21 protein-coding genes are annotated in these 25821 nt (G+C 58.7%); 8 read left to right on the plus strand and 13 right to left on the minus strand.

Translation table 11 applies throughout. The features are described 5' to 3' along the window. Positions 1 to 4 precede the first annotated feature (4 nt). A complete protein-coding gene (locus ACA053_RS04035; protein ID WP_497394605.1) occupies positions 5 to 898 on the minus strand; it encodes a glycine betaine ABC transporter substrate-binding protein in 894 nt (297 codons plus the stop codon). Positions 899 to 918: 20 nt separating this feature from the next. Next, positions 919 to 1635, minus strand: coding sequence for an ABC transporter permease (locus ACA053_RS04040; protein WP_008148956.1), 717 nt, complete (start codon positions 1633 to 1635; stop codon positions 919 to 921). Between the two features lie 492 nt (positions 1636 to 2127). On the opposite strand from ACA053_RS04040, the gene ACA053_RS04045 reads away from it, so the two are divergent. Together ACA053_RS04045 and ACA053_RS04050 are read left to right on the plus strand one after the other, a co-directional pair. Then, positions 2128 to 3711 carry a peptide chain release factor 3 gene (locus tag ACA053_RS04045; protein WP_007942808.1) on the plus strand — a complete coding sequence of 528 codons (1584 nt, stop codon included), beginning with the start codon at positions 2128 to 2130 and terminating at the stop codon, positions 3709 to 3711. A gap of 337 nt (positions 3712 to 4048) precedes the next feature. Next, a complete protein-coding gene (locus ACA053_RS04050; RefSeq protein WP_109627937.1) occupies positions 4049 to 4303 on the plus strand; it encodes a hypothetical protein in 255 nt (84 codons plus the stop codon). 190 nt (positions 4304 to 4493) lie between these two features. Here ACA053_RS04050 and ACA053_RS04055 read toward each other — a convergent pair whose 3' ends face one another. The 8 genes from ACA053_RS04055 to ACA053_RS04090 all read right to left on the minus strand — a co-directional run bounded on the left by ACA053_RS04055 (position 4494) and on the right by ACA053_RS04090 (position 15271). Next, positions 4494 to 5474: a peptide ABC transporter ATP-binding protein gene (locus tag ACA053_RS04055; protein WP_497394606.1), complete on the minus strand. Its 981-nt coding sequence runs from the start codon at positions 5472 to 5474 to the stop codon at positions 4494 to 4496. Further along, complete coding sequence (locus ACA053_RS04060; RefSeq protein ID WP_109627939.1) at positions 5474 to 6442, minus strand: ABC transporter ATP-binding protein; 969 nt, start codon at positions 6440 to 6442, stop codon at positions 5474 to 5476. Before ACA053_RS04060 ends, ACA053_RS04055 begins: the two co-directional genes overlap by 1 nt. Before the next feature lie 10 nt (positions 6443 to 6452). Continuing rightward, positions 6453 to 7382, minus strand: a complete 930-nt coding sequence (locus ACA053_RS04065; protein WP_371922044.1) for an ABC transporter permease subunit — start codon at positions 7380 to 7382, stop codon at positions 6453 to 6455. 7 nt (positions 7383 to 7389) lie between these two features. Then, positions 7390 to 8400: an ABC transporter permease subunit gene (locus tag ACA053_RS04070; protein ID WP_075947650.1), complete on the minus strand. Its 1011-nt coding sequence runs from the start codon at positions 8398 to 8400 to the stop codon at positions 7390 to 7392. Between the two features lie 72 nt (positions 8401 to 8472). Continuing rightward, positions 8473 to 10068, minus strand: coding sequence for an ABC transporter substrate-binding protein (locus tag ACA053_RS04075; protein ID WP_497394607.1), 1596 nt, complete (start codon positions 10066 to 10068; stop codon positions 8473 to 8475). Positions 10069 to 10146: 78 nt separating this feature from the next. Further along, complete coding sequence (locus ACA053_RS04080) at positions 10147 to 11565, minus strand: OprD family porin (protein ID WP_109627941.1); 1419 nt, start codon at positions 11563 to 11565, stop codon at positions 10147 to 10149. Positions 11566 to 11736: 171 nt separating this feature from the next. Next, a complete protein-coding gene (locus ACA053_RS04085) occupies positions 11737 to 13338 on the minus strand; it encodes an ABC transporter substrate-binding protein (RefSeq protein ID WP_497315569.1) in 1602 nt (533 codons plus the stop codon). A gap of 307 nt (positions 13339 to 13645) precedes the next feature. Further along, positions 13646 to 15271, minus strand: a complete 1626-nt coding sequence (locus tag ACA053_RS04090; protein WP_497315571.1) for an ABC transporter substrate-binding protein — start codon at positions 15269 to 15271, stop codon at positions 13646 to 13648. 1407 nt (positions 15272 to 16678) lie between these two features. Here ACA053_RS04090 and ACA053_RS04095 point away from each other — a divergent pair. After that, on the plus strand, positions 16679 to 17050 hold the full coding sequence (locus tag ACA053_RS04095; protein ID WP_497394608.1) for a DUF6124 family protein: 372 nt from the start codon (positions 16679 to 16681) through the stop codon (positions 17048 to 17050). A 227-nt stretch (positions 17051 to 17277) separates the two neighbouring features. Here ACA053_RS04095 and ACA053_RS04100 read toward each other — a convergent pair whose 3' ends face one another. Further along, positions 17278 to 17994: an SIMPL domain-containing protein gene (locus ACA053_RS04100; protein ID WP_497315575.1), complete on the minus strand. Its 717-nt coding sequence runs from the start codon at positions 17992 to 17994 to the stop codon at positions 17278 to 17280. 361 nt (positions 17995 to 18355) lie between these two features. Here ACA053_RS04100 and ACA053_RS04105 point away from each other — a divergent pair, with 361 nt between their 5' ends. The 4 genes from ACA053_RS04105 to ACA053_RS04120 all read left to right on the plus strand — a co-directional run bounded on the left by ACA053_RS04105 (position 18356) and on the right by ACA053_RS04120 (position 22994). Then, complete coding sequence (locus tag ACA053_RS04105) at positions 18356 to 19618, plus strand: ATP-binding protein (protein ID WP_109627954.1); 1263 nt, start codon at positions 18356 to 18358, stop codon at positions 19616 to 19618. Beyond that, entirely contained in the window at positions 19611 to 20171 is a 561-nt protein-coding gene (locus ACA053_RS04110; protein ID WP_109627955.1) for a response regulator transcription factor, read from the plus strand. The genes ACA053_RS04105 and ACA053_RS04110 overlap by 8 nt, the downstream gene beginning before the upstream one ends. 96 nt (positions 20172 to 20267) lie before the next feature. Further along, positions 20268 to 21995 carry an ABC transporter ATP-binding protein/permease gene (locus tag ACA053_RS04115; RefSeq protein WP_497394609.1) on the plus strand — a complete coding sequence of 576 codons (1728 nt, stop codon included), beginning with the start codon at positions 20268 to 20270 and terminating at the stop codon, positions 21993 to 21995. A gap of 249 nt (positions 21996 to 22244) precedes the next feature. Further along, on the plus strand, positions 22245 to 22994 hold the full coding sequence (locus tag ACA053_RS04120) for a FadR/GntR family transcriptional regulator (protein WP_031318393.1): 750 nt from the start codon (positions 22245 to 22247) through the stop codon (positions 22992 to 22994). A gap of 157 nt (positions 22995 to 23151) precedes the next feature. Here ACA053_RS04120 and ACA053_RS04125 read toward each other — a convergent pair whose 3' ends face one another. Together ACA053_RS04125 and ACA053_RS04130 are read right to left on the minus strand one after the other, a co-directional pair. Beyond that, on the minus strand, positions 23152 to 23343 hold the full coding sequence (locus ACA053_RS04125; RefSeq protein ID WP_109627958.1) for a hypothetical protein: 192 nt from the start codon (positions 23341 to 23343) through the stop codon (positions 23152 to 23154). Positions 23344 to 23357: 14 nt separating this feature from the next. After that, a complete protein-coding gene (locus ACA053_RS04130; protein ID WP_497394610.1) occupies positions 23358 to 24659 on the minus strand; it encodes a phospholipase in 1302 nt (433 codons plus the stop codon). A gap of 236 nt (positions 24660 to 24895) precedes the next feature. Here ACA053_RS04130 and kdgD point away from each other — a divergent pair, with 236 nt between their 5' ends. Further along, on the plus strand, positions 24896 to 25807 hold the full coding sequence (kdgD, locus tag ACA053_RS04135) for a 5-dehydro-4-deoxyglucarate dehydratase (protein WP_497394611.1): 912 nt from the start codon (positions 24896 to 24898) through the stop codon (positions 25805 to 25807). Positions 25808 to 25821 lie beyond the last annotated feature (14 nt).

Consider the following 25821-nt stretch of genomic DNA (forward strand, 5'->3'; position numbering starts at 1 on the left):
CTCCTCAGTTCAGGGGATGCTGGCGCAGGAAATCTGCGGCAACGGATGAAGGGCTTTCGTGATCGACATCGACCCGCGCATTGAGCTGGCGCATGGTGGCATCGTCGAACAGTTCAGCCAGCGGCTTTATTTCTTCCGCCAGTTTTGGATGGGCGTCGAGGTAGTCCTGACGCACCACAGGCGCGGCGGTGTAGTCGGGGAAGTAGTGCTTGTCGTCTTCCAGCAGTTTGAGCTTGAAGGCATTCAAACGACCGTCGGTGGTGTAGACCAGACCGGCAAACACCTGGCCATTGCGCAGGGCGGTATAGACTAGCCCGGCGTCCATCTGCCGGATGTTCTTACGGGTCAGGTTCATGCCGTAGAGGTCGACCATGCCGTCCAGACCGTCGGAACGGTTGGCGAACTCGGTGTCCAGTGCGACGAGGTGATTGGTCTTCGCTTCAGCCTGCAGCACCGTGTTCAGCTCGCTGATGGTGTTGATCTGCGGGTAAGCCTTCGCGGTGCTTTCCGGCAAGGCCAGGGCGTAGGTGTTGCTGAACTTCGACGGGGTCAGCCAGATCAGGCCTTTTTTCGCGTCGAGTTCTTTCACCTTGGCGTAGGACTGAGCGCTGTCGAGTTTCTCGGTAATGTGGTTGTAAGCCACCAGCGAGACGCCGGTGTATTCCCACATCAAATCCAGCTGGCCACTTTCGTGGGCGCTGCGGGCCAGGTTGCTGCCCAGTCCGCCGGTCACCTGGGTGTCGTAACCCTTGGTGCGCAGGTATTGGGAAGTGATTTCCGCCAGCAGGGTTTGTTCGGTGAACACCCGGGCGCCGATGCGGATCACCGGTTTTTCAGCGGCTTGGGCCAATCCTGCGAACAGCAGGGCGCAGCCTATTAATAAGCTAAGTTTTTTCATAAATATTCCTTTGCCGAGGCTTAAGACGGGCGCAAGCCGCGTTCGAGCCAGAGGCGGCTGGCGAGTGTCACCAGACCGTCGAGCAGCAAGGCCAGCAGGGCGGTGCAGGCCGCGCCGAGCAGCAGTTGCGGCTGATTGTTCAGGGCGATGCCAGGGAAAATCAGGCTGCCCAGGCTGTTGGCGCCGATCAGGAACGCCAGCGGTGCCGTCCCGACGTTGATCGCCAGGGCCACGCGCACGCCACCGATGATGATCGGTACAGCGTTCGGCAGCTCGACTCGCCACAGCACCTGAGTCGGTGTCATGCCAATGCCGACGGCCGCTTCCTTGAGCGATCCCTGAACGTTTTTCAGGCCTTCATAGGTGTTGCGCACGATCGGCAACAGCGAGGCGAGGAACAGGGCGAAGATCGCGGGGCCGCTGCCGATGCCGAGGATCCCCAGGGCGATGGCCAGTACGGCAAGAGGCGGCACAGTGTTGCCGATGTTGAAGATCTGCATGAAGCGTTCAGCGCGGCCCACCATGGTCGGGCGGCTGAGGAAAATACCGGCGGGGATGCCCACAACAAGGGCGGCCAGCATGGAAGCGAGGACGAGAATCAGGTGAGCTTGCAGGTAAAACAACAAATCGTCGCGGTAATGTTCGATCGTGTTGATGCCAATCCAGTGGACCAGCAGGGCCAGGAGAGCGACGACAACCGCACCTCCTATCAGCCCCTTGCCATAGCGAATAGCCACAGGCGGACTCCTTTTTTCTTTGTCGGCGAACGCAGTCCCGAGTGGCAACGCCATTCCTGGCTGCCGGGATTATCAACGTTCGCGAGAAGCAGCTCTTCATGCTGATGCAACCGCATGAGATCGAGCCATAAGCGCAGCCTCGTCAGGCTAACTTGCAGGTTTTTCAAACCCTGCTACGAGAGCTGTAACAGGGGAGTGGACGCCTCCACCTTTTAAAAGGTTCCATATTTAGCAGCAATTAGCTACCACGCATCTCATCTTGCCTTTTGTAGCAGCTGTCGAGCCTGCGAGGCTGCGTCCGGCGGCGAAGCCGTCGTAGAGTCGATACTCGCGGTCGGTCTGATACACCGCAGCGTCAGGTTTTACGACGGCTTCGCCGCCGGACGCAGCCTCGCAGGCTCGGCAGCTGCGACAGGGCGAACGGTGGTCCGTAAGACTCGGTTTGCGCTATACTCGCCGCCCTTTTTTGAATCACCTGCCAGGCGATTTCCCATGACCAAACAGGCCGCCGAAGTCGCGAAACGCCGCACTTTCGCCATTATTTCCCACCCCGATGCCGGTAAAACCACCATCACCGAGAAGCTCTTGCTGATGGGCAAGGCGATTGCGATTGCGGGCACGGTGAAATCCCGCAAGTCCGACCGCCATGCCACCTCCGACTGGATGGAAATGGAAAAGCAGCGTGGTATCTCGATTACCACGTCGGTCATGCAGTTCCCGTATCGCGATCACATGATCAACCTGCTCGACACCCCGGGCCACGAAGACTTCTCCGAAGATACCTACCGTACCCTGACGGCAGTGGACTCGGCATTGATGGTCCTCGACGGCGGTAAGGGTGTAGAGCCACGGACCATCGCGCTGATGGACGTCTGCCGTCTGCGTGATACGCCGATCGTCAGCTTCATCAACAAACTCGACCGCGACATCCGCGACCCGATCGAACTGCTCGACGAAATCGAAGCCGTCCTGAAAATCAAGGCAGCGCCGATCACCTGGCCGATCGGCTGCTACCGCGATTTCAAAGGCGTTTATCACCTCGCCGACGACTACATCATCGTGTACACCGCGGGCCACGGCCACGAGCGCACCGATGTCAAAATCATCGAGAAGCTCGATTCCGATGAAGCTCGCGCGCACTTGGGCGACGAGTACGATCGCTTCGTCGATCAGCTGGAACTGGTGCAGGGCGCCTGTCACGAATTCAATCAACAGGAATTCCTCGACGGCCAACTGACCCCGGTGTTCTTCGGTACTGCATTGGGCAACTTTGGTGTCGATCACGTGCTCGACGCCGTGGTCAACTGGGCGCCGAAACCGCTGGCCCGTGTCGCCAACGAGCGCACCGTTGAGCCGGTCGAAGAAAAGTTTGCAGGCTTCGTGTTCAAGATCCAGGCGAACATGGACCCGAAACACCGCGACCGCATCGCCTTCATGCGTATCTGCTCCGGCAAATACGAAAAAGGCATGAAGATGCGCCATGTGCGCACCGGCAAGGACGTACGGATCGGCGATGCCCTGACGTTTTTCTCCTCCGAGCGTGAGCAACTGGAAGAAGCGTTTGCCGGCGACATCATCGGCCTGCACAACCACGGCACCATCCAGATCGGCGACACGTTCACCGAAGGCGAAGTCCTGGGCTTCACCGGTATTCCGCACTTCGCCCCGGAACTGTTCCGCCGCGTGCGTCTGCGTGATCCGCTGAAATCCAAGCAACTGCGCCAAGGCTTGCAGCAGTTGGCGGAAGAGGGCGCGACCCAGGTGTTCTTCCCTGAGCGCAGCAACGACATCATCCTCGGCGCCGTTGGTGTGCTGCAGTTCGATGTGGTCGCCAGCCGCTTGAAAGAGGAATACAAGGTCGAGTGCTCCTACGAGCCGATCACCGTGTATTCCGCGCGCTGGATCGATTGCGACGATAAGAAGAAGCTCGAGGAGTTTCGGGTCAAGGCCGTGGAAAACCTGGCGGTCGACGGCGGTGGTCACCTGACCTACCTGGCCCCGACACGGGTCAACCTGGCGCTGATGGAAGAACGCTGGCCGGACGTGAAATTCCGTGCGACGCGTGAGCATCACTAAGCGTTGAGTTGCAAAATCAAAAGCCCCGGTCGCGAAAGCACCGGGGCTTTTTCATGCCCGACCCAACTCCCTGTGGGAGCCAGCCTGCTGGCGATAGCGGAGTGACATTCAACACATTCATTGAATGAAAGACTGCCATCGCCAGCAGGCTGGCTCCCACAGGGATCAGTGTTGTTGATGGGTTTGGTTATATACATTATTCCAAACCAGTCTCCCCACTCATGGCATTTCCCGCGCATCGTCAGGGTCCTATCTGGAGAACCCGCCCCATCGGAACCGGTTGTCTATCAGTGCCGTCGGGCTTTCACGTTTCACCTGCAAAAGGATGGAATCGGCCATGAGTATTTTTCAACGCATTGTGTTGTTGCTGAAGGTTTTCGTAATGCTGTCCGTAGGCCTGTCGTCGGCAGCGTGGGCTGAGTGTCCGGATCATGATGAACAAGCGTCGAGCGGGCAGGTGACGCACACCGGGCTGATGATCGCCGCGTCCGAGTCGGAGCCAGGCGACCAGGGGCAGGGCGGCAGCGCGGACGATGACGACTCGACCACCGAGGATCCGGATGCCGATACCGATGAAGATGAAGGGGCTTAAGGAACAGGCAAAAGAAAACCCCTTCTCCCCCGGACTGATGCGCAGCCGGGGCAGAAGAGGTTATTGAACAGCTCAGATATCCCTATGGGAGCGGCGGTGCGACGATTCGACTTGCTCGCGAAAGCGGTGTGTCATTCACATAAATGGTGACTGACACACCCTCTTCGCGAGCAAGCCCGCTCCCACATTTTTACGCGGCGCCGTCGAGGAACTGCTCGGCGTAGTGGCACGCCACTTGGCGGCTGTCGAGCAGGCGCAGGGCCGGCTCTTCAGTGCTGCAACGCTCGGTCGCGTACGGGCAGCGCTTGTGGAAAGCGCATCCCGACGGCGGGTTCAACGGATTGGGCAACTCGCCGACGATCTTGATTTTCGGCTTGTTCGGGTCCGGGTGAATGGTCGGGGTAGCCGACAGCAGCGCCTGGGTGTAGGGGTGCAAAGGACGTTCGTAGATGTCGTTCTTCGGGCCCATTTCCACCGGGCGGCCGAGGTACATCACCATCACGTCATCGGCAACGTGTTGCACCACGGCCAGGTTATGCGAGATGAACACGTAGGCGGTGTTGAACTCTTGCTGCAAATCCATGAACAGGTTCAGCACCTGGGCTTGAATCGACACGTCCAGCGCCGAAGTCGGTTCGTCCGCGACCAGGACTTTCGGTTGCAGCATCATCGCGCGGGCGAGGGCGATCCGCTGGCGCTGACCGCCGGAGAACATGTGCGGATAACGCTGATAGTGCTCAGGACGCAAGCCTACCTGTTTCATCATTGCCTGAACTTTCTCGCGACGTTCGGCCGCGCTCAGGCTGGTGTTGATCAGCAATGGCTCGGCCAGTTGATCACCGACTTTCTGCCGTGGGTTCAACGACGCGTACGGGCTCTGGAACACCATCTGCACGTCTTTGCGCAGTTGCTTGCGCTGAGCCTTGTCCGCTCCGGCGACTTCTTGCCCGGCGATTTTCAAGGAACCGGAGGATGGATCTTCGATCAGCGTCAGGGCACGGGCCAGAGTGGATTTTCCGCAGCCCGATTCGCCTACGACGGCGAGGGTCTTGCCGGCTTCCAGTTCGAATGACACACCGTTGAGGGCGCGCACGGTCGCATGACCCTTGAACAGGCCGCGGGACACTTCGTAGTGACGGGTCAGGTCGCGGGCGGTAAGTACGACGGCCATTACGCCACCTCCTGATTCAGCGGGTAGAAGCAGCGGGCAAGGCTGTTGCTTTTCGGATCGAGGGCCGGACGCTGGGCACGGCAATTCTCTTGCACATACGGGCAGCGCGGCGACAGCAGGCAACCCTGCGGGCGGTCGTAACGACCGGGAACGATGCCCGGCAGCGTGGCCAGGCGTGTGGCGCCCAGGCTGTGTTCCGGAATCGCCTTGAGCAGCGCTTCGCTGTAAGGGTGTGCCGGAATGTCGAACAGCTGTGGCACTTGACCCACTTCTACCGCTTGGCCGGCGTACATCACGCACACGCGCTGAGCGGTTTCGGCCACGACTGCGAGGTCGTGAGTGATCAGCACCAGGCCCATGTTCTGCTCTTTCTGCAACGCCAGCAGCAGGTCCATGATCTGCGCCTGAATCGTTACGTCCAGTGCGGTGGTCGGCTCGTCGGCGATCAGCAGTTTCGGTTCGCCGGCAATCGCCATGGCGATTGCAACACGCTGGCTCATACCGCCAGAGAGTTGATGCGGGTAAGCGTCCATACGACTGGCGGCGCCCGGGATTTCAACTTTTTCCAGCAGTTCGATGGCGCGTGCGCGGGCTTGCTTGCCGGACATTTTCAGGTGCAAGCGCAGCACTTCTTCGATCTGGAAGCCAACGGTGTAGCTCGGGTTCAGCGCGGTCATCGGGTCCTGGAAGACCATGGCCAGGTCTTTGCCGACGATTTGCCGACGTTGACGGTTGCTGAGCTTGAGCATGTTCTTGCCGTCGAAATTCAGCGCGTCGGCGGTGACGATCCCTGGATGCTCGATCAGGCCCATCAGCGCCATCATGGTCACGGATTTACCGGAACCCGACTCGCCAACGATGGCCAGCACTTCGCCCTTGTCCACGGTAATGTCGAGACCGTCGACCACCGGAACGGCGTTCTTGTCGCCGAAGCGAACGTTGAGATTCTTGATTTCTAACAGTGACATTTGAATCTCCTCAGGCGGCGTTCTTGAGTTTCGGGTCCAGCGCATCGCGCAGGCCGTCGCCCATCAAGTTGATTGCCAGCACGCTGAGCAAAATGGTCAAACCAGGCAGACTGACGACCCACCAGGCGCGTTCGATGTAGTCGCGAGCCGAAGCCAGCATGGTGCCCCACTCAGGGGTTGGCGGTTGTACGCCAAGGCCGAGGAAGCCCAGTGCCGCGGCATCGAGGATCGCCGAGGAGAAGCTCAGGGTGGCCTGAACGATCAGCGGCGCCATGCAGTTGGGCAGCACGGTGACGAACATCAGGCGTGGCAGACCGGCACCAGCCAGGCGCGCGGCGGTCACGTAGTCGCGGTTCAATTCGCCCATTACCGCGGCGCGGGTCAGACGAACATAGGACGGCAACGAAACCACGGCGATGGCAATGATGGTGTTGATCAGGCCAGGGCCGAGGATGGCGACAATCGCCACGGCCAGCAGCAGCGACGGCAGGGCCAGCATGATGTCCATCAGACGCATGATGGTCGGGCCGAGCAGTTTCGGGAAGAAGCCGGCGAACAGACCCAAAAGGATGCCCGGAATCAGCGACATCACCACCGACGACAAGCCGATCAGCAGGGACAGGCGCGAACCGTTGATCAGTCGCGACAGCAGGTCGCGACCCAGTTCATCGGTGCCGAGCAGGAACTGGATCTGCCCGCCTTCCAGCCAGGACGGCGGGGTCAGCAGGAAGTCACGGTATTGTTCGCTCGGGTTATGCGGGGCAACCCACGGCGCGAAAATTGCGCAGAAAATCACCAGCAGCATGAACATCAGGCCGGCAACGGCGCCTTTGTTCTTGGAAAACGCTTGCCAGAATTCTTTGTAAGGGGACGGGTACAGCAGGCTTTGATCGACTGTTACCGCTTGATTTGTAGTTGAAGCTGGAGTGGTCATGGTCATGATGATCTCAGCGCTGGTGACGAATGCGTGGGTTGGCAAAGCCGTAGAGGATGTCCACCACGAAGTTGACCAGAATCACCAGGCAGGCGATTAACAGGATGCCGTTCTGCACCACGGGATAGTCCCGTGCGCCAATGGCTTCGATCAGCCATTTGCCGATGCCGGGCCAGGAGAAGATGGTTTCGGTCAGGACCGCACCGGCCAGCAATGTGCCGACTTGCAGGCCAACCACAGTCAGTACCGGAATCAGCGCGTTGCGCAAACCGTGCACGAACACCACGCGCGACGGCGACAGGCCTTTGGCGCGGGCGGTACGGATGTAGTCTTCGCGCAGCACTTCGAGCATCGAAGAACGGGTCATCCGCGCAATAACGGCCAGCGGGATGGTGCCGAGCACGATGGCCGGCAGGATCAGGTGATGCAGGGCATCGAAGAACGCACCGACGTCATCGGCCAGCAGCGTGTCGATGAGCATGAAGCCGGTCCGCGGCTCGATGTCGTAAAGCAGGTCGATCCGCCCGGACACCGGGGTCCAGCCCAGGGATACCGAGAAGAACATGATCAGGATCAGGCCCCACCAGAAGATCGGCATCGAATATCCCGCCAGGGAGATGCCCATCACCCCGTGGTCGAACAAGGATCCTCGCTTGAGTGCCGCGATCACCCCGGCCAACAGGCCCAGGATGCCGGCGAACAACAGGGCGGCCATGGACAGTTCCAGGGTCGCCGGGAAGAGGGAGGTGAACTCGGTCCATACGCTTTCACGGGTACGCAGGGATTCACCAAGGTCGCCGTGGGCCAACTTGCCGATGTAATCCAGGTATTGGGCATACAGGGGTTTGTTCAGACCTAGGCGTTCCATTGCCTGAGCGTGCATTTCGGGGTCGACCCGACGTTCGCCCATCATTACTTCCACGGGGTCGCCCGGAATCATGCGAATCAACGCGAAAGTCAGCAAGGTGATGCCGAAGAATGTGGGGATCAATAACCCCAATCGGCGGGCAATAAAACTAAACATCTTGTGGTGTACCTCATCAGCCGGTTAGGCGTGCCCGGCATTCCTGGGTCAGGAATGCCGGTAGTTTCTTATCTACTTCACCTGGGTGGTGGCGAAGTTATTAGTGGTGAGGGGGCTAATGTGGTAGCCCTCTACGTTGTTGCGCATTGCGGTGAACATTCTAGTGTGCGCCATGCTGATCCATGGCTGGTCTTGGTTAAAAATAACCTGAGCCTGTTCGTACAGCGCTGCCCGCTCGGCCGGATCGGTTTTTTCCCGAGCCTGGTCGATCAGCGTCTGGAACTTGTCATTGCACCAGCGCGCATAGTTTTCGCCGTTCTTCGCGGCTTCGCAACTGAGCATAGGCGTCAGGAAGTTATCCGGGTCGCCGTTATCGCCCGCCCATCCGGCGGAAACCATATCGTGCTCGCCGTTTTTCGCGCGTTTGAGCATTTCGCCCCATTCCATTACGCGGATGTCGATCTTGATCCCGACCTTGGCCAGATCCGCCTGCATCATCTGTGCGCCGAGCATCGGGTTCGGGTTGGTCGGACCGCCACCGTTGCGAGTGAACAGGGTGAAAGTGGTGCCTTCCGGTACGCCGGCTTCCTTGAGCAAGGCGCGGGCTTTGTCCAGGTCACGAGGCGGGTTCTTCAGGTCGTGGTTGTAGCCCAGCAGCGTGTCCGGGAACGGGTTGACCGCCACCGTCGCATTGCCTTTGCCGAACAGCGCATTGACATAAGCGGCCTTGTCGAAGGCGATGTCGATGGCTTTACGCACACGCACATCACTCATGTATTTGTGCGTAGTGTTCATGGCGATGTACGAAACGGTCATCGCGTTCAGCTCATCGACCTTCAGCTTGTCGTCTTTCTTGATGCTCGGAATGTCATCCGGTTTCGGGTAGAGCGCGATCTGGCATTCGTTGGCTTTGAGCTTCTGCAGGCGCACGTTGTTGTCGGTGGCGATGGCCAGGATCAACGCGTCAGCCGGCGCCTTGCCGCGGAAGTAGTCCGGGTTGGCCTTGAAACGGACCTGGGCATCCTTGTTGTAACGCTGGAAGATGAACGGGCCGGTACCGACTGGCTTGTTGTTCAGATCGCCGGTCTTGTTGGCCTTGAGCAGCTGATCGGCATACTCGGCGGAGTAGATCGAGGAGAAGGCCATGGCGATGTCGGCCAGGAACGGCGCTTCGCGGCGGGTCAGGGTGAATTTGACGGTGTTGTCGTCAACTTTCTCGACGCTTTTCAGCAGTTCCTTGAAACCCATGCTTTCAAAGTACGGGAAGCCCACGCTCGACAGTTTGTGCCATGGGTGGTTCGGGTCCAGCTGACGCTGGAAACTCCAGACCACGTCGTCGGCGTTCATGTCGCGCGTCGGTTTGAAGTATTCGGTGGTGTGGAACTTGACGCCTTTGCGCAGGTGGAACGTGTAGGTCAGACCGTCTTCGCTGATGTCCCAGGAGTCGGCCAGTGCCGGAATCACTTCAGTGGTGCCGGGCTTGAAGTCCGCCAGACGATTGAAGATGGTTTCGGCCACCGCATCGGCTGTGACTGCAGTCGTGTACTGGACCATATCGAAGCCTTCCGGACTGGCTTCGGTGCAGACCACCAAGGGTTTGGCCGAGACGCCAACAGCGACACTGAGCAACGCGGCTGCAATGGCCGCACGTAGGGGAAGCATTTTCATCAAGAACCCTCTGCAATCGGTTAAAGGACAAAAGCCGAACGGCCGATTCGTCACTGAATCAGCCGTTCGGCAGGTGTGTTACAGAATGTTGAACGGGATGGTGGTCACGAGACGGAACTCGTTGAGGCTGCCATCCGCCTGGTTATCGCTGGCGCGGTGAGCGGTGTAGGTCGCGCGGATAGCGGTGGCCTTGAGCGGGCCACTTTGTACGGCGTACGAAGTACCGATGCCGTACTCATAGTGGTTTTCGCCGTCCATCGCCTGCACGCCGTCGTAACCGCCGCCGGCATAGTGAGTACCGTCGATGCCCCAGCCACGAGCTTGGTAGATGTTGAACTTCAGACCTGGAATGCCGTATTCAGCCATGTTCAGACCGTAGGCGATCTGGAACGATTTTTCGTTCGGGCCGTTGAAGTCCGACAGCAGGGAGTTGGCCAGGTAGATGCCGTTGGTTTCGTGCAGGTAGTCGAAGTACTCGTTACCGTTCACTTCCTGGTAGGAGAAGGTCAGGCTGTGGGCCTGGTGAGTCAGGCCCAACGACAGGGAGTAGGTGTCGTTGTCGATTTCGCCCAGCAGCTTTTTGCCTTCGTCGACGGTTTTGTAGTAGTTCAGGCCGGTGGTCAGGCTCAGGACCGAGCTGTCACCCAGAACGTGGGTGGCGCCGAAGTAGTACTGGTTCCACAGGTCTTCGGCCTGGGTGCCCCACAGGCTGGTGGTCAGGCTGGCGAACGGCGTGTAAGTGATACCGGCGGTATTGACGTGATCGGCTTCAGCGGTACCGTCGCCGTATTCGGAACGGAACTTGCGCTGGCTCTGTTCGGTACGCGGTGAGTTACGGTCAAAGGTGGCGATGTCGAAAGTCAGGTTTTCCAACTCTTCGCTGTGCAGACTGACACCCTCGAAGCTCGAAGGCAGTGGACGGTTACCGATGACATCCACTTGCGGGCTGCTGAAGTTCTGGCGACCGGCAGTCAGTGTGGTGTTGGAGAAACGTGCCTTGACGTTGGCCAGGCCCAGTTTGCTCCACTGATCAACAGCGTCACCGCCACTTTCGGTCAGCGTACGGTTGTTGCCACGGCCGCCCCGACCTGGCTCGGGAGCACCACCGTTACCGGATGCGAGGTCTTTGCGATCGCGGTCCAGAGCAATGGCATTGTATGCCGCCACTTCGGTGCTGAAACCGACAGTGCCCTCGGTGAAGCCCGAGTTGTACTTGATGATCGTGCCTTGAACCCAGTTGATGCGACGGTCAGTCGTACGAGTCTCACCATTTTTACGATAGTTGAGCGTCGCGCCCCGCTTGAACGACTCATTCGCATACCAGTTACGCGTGGAACCGGTGATCGATTGGCCTTCAACAAAGCCGGTGGCTTCGCTTTGGGCGCTTTTCTCTTTCACGGTAACCGGGGTGAAAGCCTGGCTTTGGGTTTCTGCGTATGCCGTGGCGGTTACGCTGCTGATGGCCAGGGCCAATAACGCGGTGCTGCTCAGTTTCATGGGTGAAGCTCCTTACTTTCTTTTTTTAATGCCGGTCTTTTTTGGTGATCCGGCTATTTGGTTTAGAACTCATACAAGGCTTCGCAAACGTTTGCTGTAGGCCTTATCGGCGAATTAAGGCAATACGCTTGCGTGAGGGCGCAATGCGCCCCCAGCGTTCTGGCTAATCGGTTATTGGTCGATACTGACGCCCGAGAACACGTTGCGACCGAATGGACTCACCTTGAATCCTTCGATTTTGGCGCTCAACGGCTGGTTAACCGTCGAATGGGCGATAGGCGTGATCGGCACTTGTTGCTTGAGGTAGTGCTGCGCCTGTTTGTAGAGCACGGTGCGCTGGTCGCGGTCGGTGACGACCTTGGCCTGCTTGATGAACTTGTCGTAAGCCGGATCGCACCACATGGAGTAGTTGTTGCCACCAATGGCGTCGCAGCTGTAAAGCGTGCCGAGCCAGTTGTCCGGATCCCCATTGTCCCCGGTCCAGCCAATCAGGCTGACGTCGTGCTCGCCATTCTTGGTGCGCTTGATGTACTCGCCCCATTCATAACTGACGATCTTCACTTTGAGGCCGATTTTTGCCCAGTCAGCCTGGAGCATCTCGGCCATCAACTTGGCGTTCGGGTTGTAAGGGCGCTGCACGGGCATCGCCCACAAGGTGATTTCGGTGCCTTCTTTCACGCCGGCAGCCTTGAGCAATTCCTTGGCTTTTTCCGGGTTGTAGGCGACGTCTTTGATGGTGTCGTCGTAAGACCACTGGGTCGGCGGCATGGCGTTGACCGCCAGCTGACCGGCGCCTTGGTAAACGGCGTTGAGAATGCCTTGCTTGTTCACCGCCATGTCCAGAGCCTGACGCACTTCGAGCTGGTCGAACGGTTTGTGCCGAACGTTGTAGGCGATGTAGCCAAGGTTGAAACCCGGTTTCTCAATGAGCTTGAGTGCCGGATCGTTCTTCAACGCGGGTACGTCGGCGGGGCGCGGGCTCAAGGTGATCTGGCACTCATTGGCCTTGAGTTTCTGAACGCGCACCGAAGCGTCGGTGTTGATCGAGAAGATCAGGTTGTCGAGCTTGACCCGGCTCGGGTCCCAGTACTGCTTGTTGCCGGTGTAACGGATGTTGGAGTCTTTCTGATAGCTCTTGAACGCGAACGGGCCAGTGCCGATCGGCTTCTGGTTGATGTCGCTCGGCTTGCCTTCTGCCAGCAACTTGTCGGCGTATTCGGCGGACAGGATGGCGGCGAAGCTCATGGCGATGTTCTGGATGAACGCGGCGTCGACGCTGTTGAGCGTCATGACCACGGTCAGCGGCCCGGTCTTTTCTACCTTGGCGATGTTCTTGTTCAGGCTCATCCCGTTGAAATACGGGAACTCGGTCGGATAAGCCTTACGGAAAGGTTGCTGCGGATCGAGCATGCGATTGAACGTGAACAGCACGTCATCGGCGTTGAAATCACGGGTCGGCGTGAAGTATTTGGTCGTGTGAAATTTCACCCCTTCGCGCAGGTGAAAGGTGTACTTGAGGCCGTCCTCGGAAATATCCCAGCTTGTTGCCAGGCCCGGTACGACGTTGGTCGCGCCTTTTTCAAACTCTGCCAATCGGTTGTACAACGGCTCGGCGGCATCGTTGTCGGTCGATGTCGTGTACTGCGCAGTGTCGAAGCCAGCGGGGCTGCCCTCGGAGCAGAACACCAGGCTGTTGTTGGCGGCCTGGCTGATGGAAGTGGCGGCCAACAGGCCGGTGCCCAGCAATGCGGATAAAACCAAGGTATGGCGCATGACGCTCCCTTTTCTTGTTCTCTAAGTGTGTTCAATGAGCCGCCGTCCCGTCCGCGGACGTGGAGGCATCACTGAGTTCAAACCATGACGTGCAGCAAAACCGAGAGCCCACGCATGCACTGGTCAGATCCCGACGGTATGAGCCGTGGGTCTGGCAGTAAATGCGTAGAGTCCGAAAGACTTGTGGGAAAAGGCAACGCATCCGACGCCCCGGCGGTCATCCGCGACGGAATTGGATGTAGGCGGTTTCCTACTTTCTCGGCAGATAAAGCAACGGCGACGTTAAACACGTCGCCGTTGCAAAACCTTATTTGCTGACGCTGACGCCGTAGAAGGAGTTCAAGCCAAACGGGCTGATCTTGAAGTCCTGCACGTTGTCGCGCATGGGTTGGAACACCGTCGAGTGAGCGATAGGTGTCATTGGAACAGCGTCTTTGAGGACGTGTTGCGCCTGTTGGTACAGTTCGGTGCGCTTGCCCTGGTCGGTTGTGCGCTTGGCTTCTTTGACGAGACCGTCGAACTTCTTGTCGCACCACTTGGAGAAGTTGTTGCCGCTCAGCGAGTCGCAGCCGAACAGGACGTTGAGCCAGTTGTCCGGATCACCATTGTCACCGCTCCAGCCAATGATCATCGCCTGGTTTTCACCACCCTTGGAGCGCTTGATGTACTCGCCCCATTCGTAGCTGGTGATCTTGACGTTCAGGCCGATCTTCTTCCAGTCGGACTGCAGCATCTCAGCCATCAGTTTGGCGTTCGGGTTGTACGGACGCTGTACCGGCATCGCCCACAGGACGATCTCGGTACCTTCCTTGACGCCGGCTTCCTTGAGCAGCTCCTTGGCTTTCTCAGGGTTGAACGGCGCATCCTTGATCGTGGTGTCGTAAGACCACTGGGTTGGCGGCATTGCGTTGACGGCCAGTTGGCCAGCGCCCTGGTACACCGACTTGATGATCTCTGGCTTGTTGACGGCCATGTCCAGTGCTTGACGGACTTTAAGGTTGGCCAGCGGGTTTGGCTCGTTGCTGCCCTTGACCTTGTCCATCACGTTGTAGGCGATGTAGCCCAGGTTGAAACCAGCCTGATCAGGCATCTTCAGGGTTTTGTCGGCCTTGAGCGCTGCCAGGTCGGCCGGGCGCGGGAACAGAGTGACTTGGCACTCGTTCTTTTTCAGCTTCTGAATACGCACCGACGGGTCGGTGGTGATTGCGAAGATCAGGTTGTCGATCTTGACATCTTCAGGCTTCCAGTAGTCCTTGTTCCCGGTGTAGCGGATGTTGGAATCTTTCTGGTAGCTCTTGAACACGAACGGGCCAGTGCCGACCGGCTTCTGGTTGATGTCGGCGGCTTTGCCTTCTTTCAGCAGCTGGGCCGCGTACTCGGCGGACTGCACCGACGCGAAGCTCATGGCCATGTTCTGGATGAACGCGGCATCAACTTCTTTGAGGGTGAACTTGACGGTGTGGTCGTCGACTTTATCGATCTTGGTGATGTTGGTGTCCATCGCCATGTCGGTGAAGTACGGGAATTCGGTCGGGTACGCCTTACGGAACGGATCATCCTTGTTAATCATGCGATTAAAGGTGAACAGCACGTCGTCGGCGTTGAACTCACGAGTCGGCTTGAAGTACGGCGTGGTGTGGAATTTGACGCCTTCACGCAGGTGGAAGGTGTAAGTCAGGCCATCATCGGAGATGTCCCACTTGGTCGCCAGACCAGGAATCACGGCGGTGCCGCCGCGCTCGAACTGGGTCAGGCGGTTGAACATGGTTTCTGCAGAGGCGTCGAAGTCGGTTCCGGTGGTGTACTGACCAGGATCGAAACCGGCCGGGCTCCCTTCGGAGCAAAACACCAGGTTAGTCGCCGCTTGGGCGAAAGGTGCGGAGGCTAACAAGCCTGCGCCGACTAAAAACGGAATGACCGCGTGTTTAAGCATGTTGGCCTCATGATTTGTTGTCATTTTTGGAATTAGAGGACGACCTCGTGAGTCGTGCCTGCGGATACTTATGCAGGGGCCATACCCATTGCAAGATCCTGAGCGACCACAAGCGTTAAACGGTGGCACGAACGTACCTTAATGTCGCATATGTATAAATTCATGCGCATTTGACCGTTTGCGTAGGGTTTTTTCGGTGCATAGGGCGCACCTGCGCGGGGCGATTTGGACGTCATGCGCACCCGATTGGAGCGCGGTGTTACTTATTTATACCCCTCATTGAGGGGCGTGCGGGCGTGAATGAGATTGAGTTCCGCTTTGGTGGGTAGGTGATTGTTGTTTAAAGGGTTGTTGTGTCTGTGGAGGCAGATTGTTTCGTTACTGTTTGTCCGTGGACATCTGGGGGGATGCTTTGGATTCGGGATTGGGTGGGTGCCGCCCGTGCGTGGTGGTAGTACCCGAGGGTGCAACCGTTTGCTGGGTGCGGTAGCGCTTTTGGCTTTTTCAAAGTGTTGAACGTCTTGTAAATGAGCATTGTTGACGGATGCGCAGTGGTCCGGAAGGGAGCCTGAAGTCGACTCATTACTGTCAGGTGTACCCTGTCCCATTGTGGGAGCGGGCTTGCTCGCGAAGGCGGCCTGGTAGCCGACCTGTTTCTCTCAGGTGTACATATCCATTCCTGCGGTAACGGCGGCTGGCGGTTTCGCCCTTACGGCGAGGCACTTTTTTCAAACGCCAAAAAAGTACCCAAAAAGGCTCGCCCCAAACGTCCGGCCCCTCGCTAAGGCTCGGCGTACCTTCGCTCCGGTATCCATCCGGGGACACTGCCCTCCGGTCTGCTTCGCGACGACCTACATGCAGCGTGTTCGACTGCGTCGAACGGCGCTGCGCGCCACTCCCCGGATGAACACCTCCACTCAGCCTCCCGACGGGGCGGGTGAATCAAGATCAAAAGCTGCAGGCGAGCTAACGCTCGGCCTGTTGAGTGGTGAGAATCAAAAGCTGTACGCCGAATCCTTGTAGGAGCGAGGCTTGCCCGCGAAGGCGGCCTGACAGCCGACCAATCTCTTGCAGGTGTACACCGAACCCTGTGGGAGCTGGCTTGCCAGCGAAGGCGGCCTGACAGCGGACCAATCTCTTACTGTTACCTGCAATTGATCGTTCCCGCGCTCCCGCGTGGGAATGCCGCCCGGGACGCTCCGCGTTCCATTTTTGTGTTGAACGATGTGTAAAAAACACAGCGATTTCCCACGCATTTTTCAGGTTGCCGGGTAGGAAGCAGTGTCTCTAATCTCGTTCCTGTCGCTGCTAAATCAGCGGCCAGGAGTGGAAACCTGAATCAGTAGGGCGAAGGCCCTCACGACCATAACGGCAAGTGATGGCTCCAATTAAGATTAGGAGCTGCAAATGGACAACGATAATTCCGATTCGAATTTCAATAAAACCAACCCAAACGCCGACGCCTTGCGCGATGAAGAATTACTCAAAGACCGCGAAGCCATAAAACGCGCCCTCGATTACTACCTCGATCCCCCCGATCAATACGCCCCCAAACCCCGCCATCCCAGCACCATGTTCATGATTGCCCCGGACATGGATACCGAAAGTCTCCTGGCCCAAGCCTGCGAGTCCTTAGCGTCCGCGAGTGTCATGACCAGTGATTTCGCGGCGAACCTGATCGGCCCGCAGCGCAATACGGTGTTGGCGATTCAGCAGGTCATCATGCTGGCGGAGTTGGCGGTGAATCGGGCGTTGGATAACGTTGATCCGCAAAGCTAGAGCGGATTCAGTCTGGTTGACCGCGTTATCGTTCTTCGCGAGCAAGCCCGCTCCCACAGGTGATTTGTGCTGGCACCGGAATGTGTGAACGACCATGAATCCTGTGGGAGCGGGCTTGCTCGCGAAGGCGATGGATCAACCACCACAACAGTCAGACAGGTTCACAACGAGCAATAAAAAACGGCGATCACTTAAGTGACCGCCGTTCCTGTGTCCGGGTTATCGAATCAAGGCATCAACACTTCAATCGCGCCATCCGCCGTCATGCCGACCTGGCTCGTGCCCGCCTCAACCTCTGGCGTCACTGGCGCGCCGTCCATGCCGGCCGCTTTCATCATCATTGGCCCGCGCAGATAAGGTTGTGGATAACCGCTGCTGTTCAGGTTCAGGCTGACGATTTTGTAACCCTTGCCACCCAACGCGTCGGTCGCCAGTTGCGCGCGGGCCTTGAACGCGGTGACGGCTTCTTTAAGCAGTGCGTCTTCGCTGGCCTTGCGGGTTGGTGTGGCGATGGCGAAGTCCATGCCGCCCATTTTCAGGTCGGTCAGCAGTTCGCCAGTCAACTTCGACAGCGCGGCGAAGTCGGAGCTTTCCAGGCGCAGTTCGGCGCGTTCACGCCAGCCGGTGATTTTCTGGCCTTTGGTGTCGTAGATCGGGTAGCTGTTGCGGCTGCCTTGGCGCAGGGTGACTTCCTTGACCTGTTTGGCCTGGGCCAGCGCTGTGTTCATGGTGGTGCTGACATCGGCCGCGAGTTTGGCCGGGTCGGCGTTTTGTTCTTCGGTGTAGAGCGTCACGATCATCAGGTCGCGGGCCACTTCCTGGCTGACTTCGGCGCGCAGGGCGATCTGGTTGTAATGAAGCTCGTCGGCGGCCAGGGCCGGGAGGCTGGCGACGGTGCCAACGCTTAAGGCAAGAAGGGCGGCGCTGCGGCGGAAACTGTGCATGAAAACTCCTTGGACGGTGCGCAGGGGTTAAGGTCCGAGCCTGCGTGAAACCATCAGACTCTAGCTTTAATGATCCGGTTCGCACAGTTACAACTTCTATACAGATGTCGGTGATCCAGTGGTGAGGGGATTTATCCCCGTTGGGTGGCGAAGCCGCCCCGAAAGCTGCACCTCGGTGCGTCAGATATACCGCGTGTGTCGTATTGACGACTGCTTCGCAGCCGAACGGGGATAAATCCCCTCGCCACAGGGGGACTGGAAGCTTTCCTGCCATGTGGCTGTTTGCCGCACTTTTGCCTGTCAGCCCCCGTGCTTGGTTATACTCCGTGCGATCCGCCTGGAGCGCTCATCAGGAGAGCTCATGCTCGCCCCCGTTCAAATCACTTCCGCCACGCGCCAGAATCTCTGGCGGCTGACATTCATCCGCACCTTGGTGCTCGCCGCTCAGGCCGGTTCCGTAGGCCTGGCCTACTGGTTCGACCTGTTGCCGTTGCCGTGGGTGCAACTGGCGATGACCCTCGGCTGCTCGACGCTGTTGTGCGCGTTCACGGCCGTTCGCCTGCGCACTTCGTGGCCGGTGACCGAGCTGGAATATGCCCTGCAACTGGCCTGCGATCTGTTTATACACAGTGCCTTGCTGTATTTCTCCGGCGGCTCGACCAACCCCTTCGTCTCCTATTACCTGGTGCCGCTGACCATCGCTGCCGTGACCTTGCCGTGGCGCTATTCGGTGATTCTGTCCGGTATTGCGCTGGCGCTTTATACCTTGTTGCTGGCGCAGTTCTATCCGCTGGAAACCTTCCCCATCGCCCGGGAAAACCTGCAGATCTACGGCATGTGGCTGAGTTTTGCCCTCGCCGCCGCCGTCATCACCTTCTTCGCCGCGCGCATGGCCGAAGAGCTGCGCCGTCAGGAAGAACTGCGCGCCATTCGTCGTGAAGAAGGCCTGCGCGACCAGCAATTGCTGGCCGTTGCGACCCAGGCCGCTGGCGCCGCCCATGAGCTGGGCACGCCGTTGGCGACCATGAGCGTGCTGCTCAAGGAAATGCGTCAGGACCATCCCGACCCGCTGTTGCAGGACGATTTGAGCGTGTTGCAGGATCAGGTCAAACTCTGCAAAGAGACCTTGCAGCAACTGGTACGCGCCGCTGAGGCCAATCGTCGTTTGGCAGTGGAGATGCAGGACGTCACCGACTGGCTAGACGAAGCATTGAACCGCTGGCACCTCATGCGCCCGGAAGCCAGTTACCGCTTCCAGCGCCTGGGCCAGGGCACCGTGCCGCGCATGGCGCCGCCGCCAGATCTGACGCAGGCGCTGCTGAATTTGCTGAACAACGCCGCCGATGCCTGTCCCGAAGGGTTGCAGGTGACGCTGGACTGGAATGCCGAAGACCTGACCATCAGCATTCGCGACCACGGCGCCGGTGTGCCGCTGGCCATTGCCGAACAGATCGGCAAACCGTTTTTTACCACCAAGGGCAAAGGTTTCGGCCTGGGCCTGTTTTTGAGCAAGGCCAGCGTGACACGCGCCGGCGGCTCAGTGAAACTCTACAGTCATGAGGAAGGCGGCACGCTCACCGAGCTGCGCCTGCCCCGTGTCGCCCGAGGAGACGAACATGAGTGACGAGATCCAAGTTGAAGGCGAAGAACTGCCGCATTTGCTGCTGGTAGACGACGATGCAACCTTTACCCGCGTGATGGCCCGCGCCATGGCCCGCCGTGGTTTTCGCGTCAGCACCGCCGGCTCTGCCGAAGAAGGGCTGGTCATCGCTCAGGCTGATATCCCGGACTACGCCGCACTGGACCTGAAAATGGACGGCGACTCGGGCCTGGTGTTGCTGCCCAAACTGCTCGAACTCGACCCGGAAATGCGCGTGGTGATCCTCACCGGTTATTCGAGCATCGCCACCGCCGTCGAGGCGATCAAACGCGGCGCCTGCAACTACCTGTGCAAACCGGCAGACGCCGACGACGTGTTGGCCGCGCTGCTCTCCGAGCACGCCGACCTCGACACCCTGGTACCGGAAAACCCGATGTCGGTGGACCGCCTGCAGTGGGAACACATCCAGCGCGTGCTCACCGAGCACGAAGGCAACATCTCCGCCACTGCCCGCGCCCTGGGCATGCACCGCCGGACCCTGCAGCGCAAACTGCAGAAGCGCCCGGTGCGCCGCTGAACGGTTGCTGAACGATTATCGCCAGCCCTCGCGATAACCCGAACCGATCATCTATGATCGGTTCGTGTGTGTTCTTTTCTTTATTGAGCCTTTTCCATGAATCAGAACGCTGAGTATTCCGCGGTCAACGATGCTGTGCGCGGGCAGTTTTTTCGAAAAGTCTGGGCGATGATCACGCCTTACTGGCGCAGCGAGGAGAAGGTCAAGGCCTGGACGTTGCTGATCGCGGTGATTGCGTTATCGTTGATCAGCGTGGGCATCTCGGTGTGGTTCAACACCTGGTACAAGGATTTTTACAACGCGCTGCAGCAAAAAGACGAAGCGGCGTTCTGGCGGCTGATTCTGTATTTCTGCGGGATTGCGGCGGTGGCGATTGTCGGTGCCGTGTACCGGCTCTACCTGACCCAGATGCTGACCATTCGCTGGCGTGCCTGGCTCACGGAAAAGCATTTCGCCCGCTGGCTCGGCAACAAGAATTACTACCAGCTGGAGCAGGGCGGTTACACCGATAACCCGGACCAGCGGATTTCCGAAGACCTCAACAATTTCACCTCCAATACCCTGGAGTTGGGCATCGGTTTGCTGCGCAATATTGTCAGCCTGGTGTCGTTCTCGATCATTCTGTGGGGCGTGTCGGGCAGTATCGAAGTGCTTGGTTTTACCATACCCGGCTACATGTTCTGGTGTGTGCTGGTGTATGCCGTGATCGGCAGCTGGCTGACGCATTTGATCGGTCGCCGCTTGATCGGCCTCAACAACAAACAACAACGCTTCGAAGCCGACCTGCGTTTCTCCATGGTGCGGATTCGCGAAAATGCCGAGAGCATTGCGCTGTACAACGGCGAGCCCAATGAAAACCGTCGCTTGAGCAACCGCTTCGGGATGGTCTGGCACAATTTCTGGGACATCATGAAGGTGTCCAAGCGTCTGACGTTCTTTACCGCCGGTTACCAACAGGCAGCCATTATCTTTCCGTTCATCGTCGCTTCGCCGCGTTACTTGTCCGGCAAGATCGAACTCGGCGAGCTGATGCAAATCAGTTCGGCGTTCGGCAATGTGCAGGAGAGTTTCAGCTGGTTTATCAGTGCGTACCAGAACCTCGCGTCGTGGCGCGCCACTTGCGATCGTCTGCTGAGTTTCCGTCAGGCCATGACCGACAACGAAGAGCGTGCGCCGGCGATCGATGTGCAGAATTCGGGCTCGGCACTGAAGGTGCACAACCTGGGCCTCGATCTGGCTGACGGTCGTCATTTGCTGACCAACGCCGACATGACCTTGGAGGAGGGCGAGCGCGTAATGATCAGCGGCCGTTCCGGCAGTGGCAAGTCCACGTTGTTTCGGGCGATGGGGCATCTGTGGCCGACGGGCCACGGCAGCATTCGTCTGCCGACGGCGCGCTATCTGTTCCTGCCGCAGAAACCGTATCTGCCGATTGGCACGTTGCGCGAGGCCTTGAGTTATCCACAGGCCGGCGAGACGTATCCGCACGAGCGTTATGTGCATGTGCTGGAAACTTGCCGCTTGCCGCACCTCGTTGCGCGGCTCGACGAAGCCAATCACTGGCAGCGCATGCTGTCGCCGGGTGAACAACAACGGCTGGCCTTCGCCCGTGCGCTGCTTTATGCACCGCAGTGGTTGTACATGGACGAAGCGACGTCGGCGATGGATGAAGAAGATGAAGCGTCGCTGTATCAGGCGTTGATCGATGAGATTCCGGGGCTGAGCATTGTCAGCGTCGGGCATCGCAGCAGTCTGAAGCGTTTCCACCCACGGCATGTGCGCATTGAAAATGGCCATCTGGTGGACCAGACCGTGATCGCATAAACACCTCCGCCCCATCTGTGGGGCGGATTCTGTGGTGAGGGGATTTATCCCCGTTGGATGGCGCAGCCATCCCAAGCCAGCAGCCTTGGTACATCCGGTACATCGAGTGCAGAGGTTTTGCGACGGCTGCGCCGCCGAACGGGGATAAATCCCCTCGCCACAGGTCGCGCCTGCCGGGGCGGGGTGATCGTACAACCGCGTTGAGCTATGATGCGGTTTCAGCCGCAATTTTCGAGACAGACGTTCACCATGGAAAACCCGATCGACGCACCACGCCTCCCTCGCAAGCGCCGCAGCCTCGCACAGGAATTGGTGACGGTGCTGTCCGAGCAGATCCGCGACGGTCACCTCAAGCGCGGCGACAAATTGCCCACCGAGTCGGCGATCATGGATGCCCATGGCGTCAGCCGCACCGTGGTGCGCGAGGCGATTTCCCGTTTGCAGGCGGCTGGCCAGGTGGAAACCCGCCACGGCATCGGCACCTTCGTGCTCGACACTCCAAGTCCAAGCGGCTTTCGCATCGACCCGGCGACCGTGGTCACCCTGCGTGACGTATTGGCAATTCTGGAATTGCGCATCAGCCTCGAAGTGGAATCCGCCGGCCTCGCCGCCCAACGCCGCAGCCCGGAACAGCTGGCCTTGATGCGCGCAGCACTGGACGCCTTGAATGAAAGTGCCGCCCACGCCAGCGATGCCGTAGCGTCGGATTTCCAGTTTCACCTGCAAATCGCCCTGTCGACAGGCAACCGCTACTTCACCGACATCATGACCCACCTGGGCACCAGCATCATTCCGCGCACACGGCTGAACTCCGCGCGCCTGGCCCATGACGACCAGCAGCACTACATGAGTCGTCTGAGCCGTGAGCACGAAGAGATTTACGACGCGATCGCGCGCCAGGATTCGGATGCCGCGCGGGCGGCGATGCGTTTGCATCTGACCAATAGCCGCGAGCGGCTGCGCCATGCGCATGAAGAGGCTGAGGCGCAGCGGGGGTAGGTTTCCAGGCTGGAGGATGGTTGCCTGACAGATAGCCATCGCTAGCAGGCTAGCTCCCACAGGGGATCTCCAGTGAACCCACTATGGGTGTTCACCCTTGATTAAATGTGGGAGCTAGCCTGCTAGCGATTGGGCCGGCAGCTTTAATACTAAATTATCAGCCAGAGCGCAGAATCGAACGATCCACCCGCACGGCCAATTCAGCCACCCCGGGCTTGGCATCAAACGTCACATCCCCACGCTCATCTACCATCGCCCGAGCAATCGGCACGCCCTTGGACAACAACTCCAACGGCGCCCCCTCCAGCGATTGCCCCGAAGCCAGTTCCAGTTTCAATTTGATAGTCATCATCGATCTCCTTATCAAGCGACATTGCCAGTGGGTTTGTAATCCTTGAGCAGCAGGTAAGTGCTCCATCCCCACCAGTCATCGACGGTGGCGGTGTCGTTCAGGTTGTTGACGTCCTTGCGCCGCAGCACTTTGTTGCCTTCAACCCGGAACAGCGGTGAAAAGTTGTTCGCCAGGTTCAGCACGGCTTGCAGATCCGGCGTCTTTTGCAAGGCGCCGAAGTTGCCGGGCGCCGAGGCGGTGCCGCTGAGATACGCCGCAAACACTTCGTCCGCCGACACTTGTACCGCCTGATTCACCTGGACGCGATTGGCGCTGGAGAGGGCGTCGAAGTAACGTTTGTCGCCATACGCGCGCCATTGATCGCCATTGCCATTGCGCACATTGAGGCCGAACTTGCTGTCTTCGTCGTGCATGAAGCGGGTAATCAGCGAGCCCAGATCACTTGGTGTCACCACAGACGCGAGTTGTTTTCGTGGCACGCGCAAATGGCCGGCGGAAAACAGGTCGGTCAGGTAGTGATCGGCAAACGCATTCATCGCGTAGGCCAGTTCGAGCTGCTTTTCATCACCGCTGGCATGAGCCTTCACTGCTTGTTGCAGCGCTGCGGCATGCCCGGCGATGTACGCCAGCAGCGCCCACTCGGCAAAGTGATCGGCATTGTTGGCGGCCAGTTTCAGATAGCGCCCCAATGGAAACAGCGCCGAGACGAAACTGCCGCCGCCGGTGATTCTGTTCCACTCTTCGGACAACGTATCTCCGAGGGCGTCATACGCCTCATGAGGCTGTTTACCGTCCTTGATCGCCTGTTTAACGGCGGCGATTTCCTTCTGCATGACGCCGAGGATCAACTTGGCTTCGGCATTGGATGCCGACAGCACCGCCAGCGAATTGAACGCGTTGGTAAAGCGCTGGACGCGGTCGGCAGGCGTGGCGCCTTCGCTGACCGGTTGATCGGGAATGCCATAAAAATCGCCGCCCAGGGCAACGATCTGGCCGTAAGTAAGCGCCAATCCATTCGGTAAATGCAGTTCTACCTGCGAGGCCGGGACAGCCGGCGCGTCCTTGATGAAACGCAGCAGGGTGCTGTCGCCAATGGCAGTGTGTTCGCCGCCCTCGAACTTCAGCTGAGGCTTGCCTTTCAAGGCTTTGCCGGTCGGGGTGTTAGGTGTTTTAGGTGCGTCGTTATGTTCGCCTAGCTGCAGAATCAGCGAACTGTTGGCGGTGACGGCGATGCCGTCTTCGGTAAAAAGATCATCCAGATTCGCGATGATCTGTTCGGGTTTTTCCTGCGGTTGAGTGTGTAGACCTGACATTTCTGGCTCCTTGATATGTCGTCGGTATGAATCCAAATTAACTGTATGTATATACAGTTGTTCAGAGCATAGAAGAGAAATTTCCCACGTCAAGAAAATCCCTTTCCGACACAAATTCCAGGCCTAGCGATGAAATGCAGTTGACGGTTATTATTTAAGTTGTACGATGACCTACAACTCGGCCACAGGCTGAATGCTTTTCTCACACAAACGTCGCTACCCAGGGTGTTCGAATAATGAATCCACAAGAACTGAAGTCCATCCTCTCTTCCGGCCTGCTGTCTTTCCCGGTCACCGATTTCAATGCCCAGGGCGATTTCCATCGCTCTGGTTACATCAAGCGTCTCGAATGGTTGGCCCCATACGGCGCCACGGCGTTGTTCGCCGCGGGCGGCACCGGTGAGTTCTTCTCTCTGGCGGCCAGCGAATATTCGGAAATCATCAAGACCGCCGTCGACACCTGCGAAACCAGCGTGCCGATTCTGGCCGGCGTGGGCGGTTCGACCCGTCAAGCCATCGAATACGCACAGGAAGCCGAGCGTCTGGGCGCCAAAGGTTTGCTGTTGCTGCCGCACTACCTGACCGAAGCCAGCCAGGACGGCGTTGCCGCCCACGTTGAAGCCGTGTGCAAATCGGTGAAAATTGGCGTGGTGGTTTACAACCGCAACGTCTGCCGCCTGACCGCGCCGCTGCTGGAACGCCTGGCCGAGCGCTGCCCGAACCTGATCGGCTACAAGGATGGCTTGGGTGATATCGAGTTGATGGTGTCGATCCGTCGCCGCCTCGGTGATCGTTTCAGCTACCTGGGTGGTTTGCCGACCGCCGAAGTTTACGCCGCTGCTTATAAGGCGCTGGGCGTGCCGGTCTACTCGTCGGCGGTGTTCAACTTCATCCCGAAAACCGCGATGGATTTCTACCACGCCATTGCCCGCGAAGATCACGCCACCGTCGGCAAGATCATCGACGACTTCTTCCTGCCGTACCTGGACATCCGTAACCGCAAAGCCGGTTACGCGGTGAGCATCGTCAAGGCCGGGGCAAAAATTGCCGGCTATGACGCAGGTCCTGTGCGTGCGCCGCTGACCGATCTGACCGGCGAAGAGTACGAGATGCTCGCCGCGCTGATCGACAAGCAAGGTGCGCAGTAACACCCGACATAACC

The organism is Pseudomonas sp. LBUM1672, from assembly GCF_059695655.1.

Coding starts and splice junctions, on each gene's coding strand:
- ACA053_RS04035 (WP_497394605.1), bottom strand. CDS start 898: ATGAAAAAACTTAGCTTATTAATAGGCTGCGCCCTGCTGTTCGCAGGA.
- ACA053_RS04045 (WP_007942808.1), top strand. CDS start 2,128: ATGACCAAACAGGCCGCCGAAGTCGCGAAACGCCGCACTTTCGCCATT.
- ACA053_RS04050 (WP_109627937.1), top strand. CDS start 4,049: ATGAGTATTTTTCAACGCATTGTGTTGTTGCTGAAGGTTTTCGTAATG.
- ACA053_RS04055 (WP_497394606.1), bottom strand. CDS start 5,474: ATGGCCGTCGTACTTACCGCCCGCGACCTGACCCGTCACTACGAAGTG.
- ACA053_RS04060 (WP_109627939.1), bottom strand. CDS start 6,442: ATGTCACTGTTAGAAATCAAGAATCTCAACGTTCGCTTCGGCGACAAG.
- ACA053_RS04065 (WP_371922044.1), bottom strand. CDS start 7,382: ATGACCATGACCACTCCAGCTTCAACTACAAATCAAGCGGTAACAGTC.
- ACA053_RS04070 (WP_075947650.1), bottom strand. CDS start 8,400: ATGTTTAGTTTTATTGCCCGCCGATTGGGGTTATTGATCCCCACATTC.
- ACA053_RS04075 (WP_497394607.1), bottom strand. CDS start 10,068: ATGAAAATGCTTCCCCTACGTGCGGCCATTGCAGCCGCGTTGCTCAGT.
- ACA053_RS04080 (WP_109627941.1), bottom strand. CDS start 11,565: ATGAAACTGAGCAGCACCGCGTTATTGGCCCTGGCCATCAGCAGCGTA.
- ACA053_RS04085 (WP_497315569.1), bottom strand. CDS start 13,338: ATGCGCCATACCTTGGTTTTATCCGCATTGCTGGGCACCGGCCTGTTG.
- ACA053_RS04090 (WP_497315571.1), bottom strand. CDS start 15,271: ATGCTTAAACACGCGGTCATTCCGTTTTTAGTCGGCGCAGGCTTGTTA.
- ACA053_RS04095 (WP_497394608.1), top strand. CDS start 16,679: ATGGACAACGATAATTCCGATTCGAATTTCAATAAAACCAACCCAAAC.
- ACA053_RS04100 (WP_497315575.1), bottom strand. CDS start 17,994: ATGCACAGTTTCCGCCGCAGCGCCGCCCTTCTTGCCTTAAGCGTTGGC.
- ACA053_RS04105 (WP_109627954.1), top strand. CDS start 18,356: ATGCTCGCCCCCGTTCAAATCACTTCCGCCACGCGCCAGAATCTCTGG.
- ACA053_RS04110 (WP_109627955.1), top strand. CDS start 19,611: ATGAGTGACGAGATCCAAGTTGAAGGCGAAGAACTGCCGCATTTGCTG.
- ACA053_RS04115 (WP_497394609.1), top strand. CDS start 20,268: ATGAATCAGAACGCTGAGTATTCCGCGGTCAACGATGCTGTGCGCGGG.
- ACA053_RS04120 (WP_031318393.1), top strand. CDS start 22,245: ATGGAAAACCCGATCGACGCACCACGCCTCCCTCGCAAGCGCCGCAGC.
- ACA053_RS04125 (WP_109627958.1), bottom strand. CDS start 23,343: ATGACTATCAAATTGAAACTGGAACTGGCTTCGGGGCAATCGCTGGAG.
- ACA053_RS04130 (WP_497394610.1), bottom strand. CDS start 24,659: ATGTCAGGTCTACACACTCAACCGCAGGAAAAACCCGAACAGATCATC.
- kdgD (WP_497394611.1), top strand. CDS start 24,896: ATGAATCCACAAGAACTGAAGTCCATCCTCTCTTCCGGCCTGCTGTCT.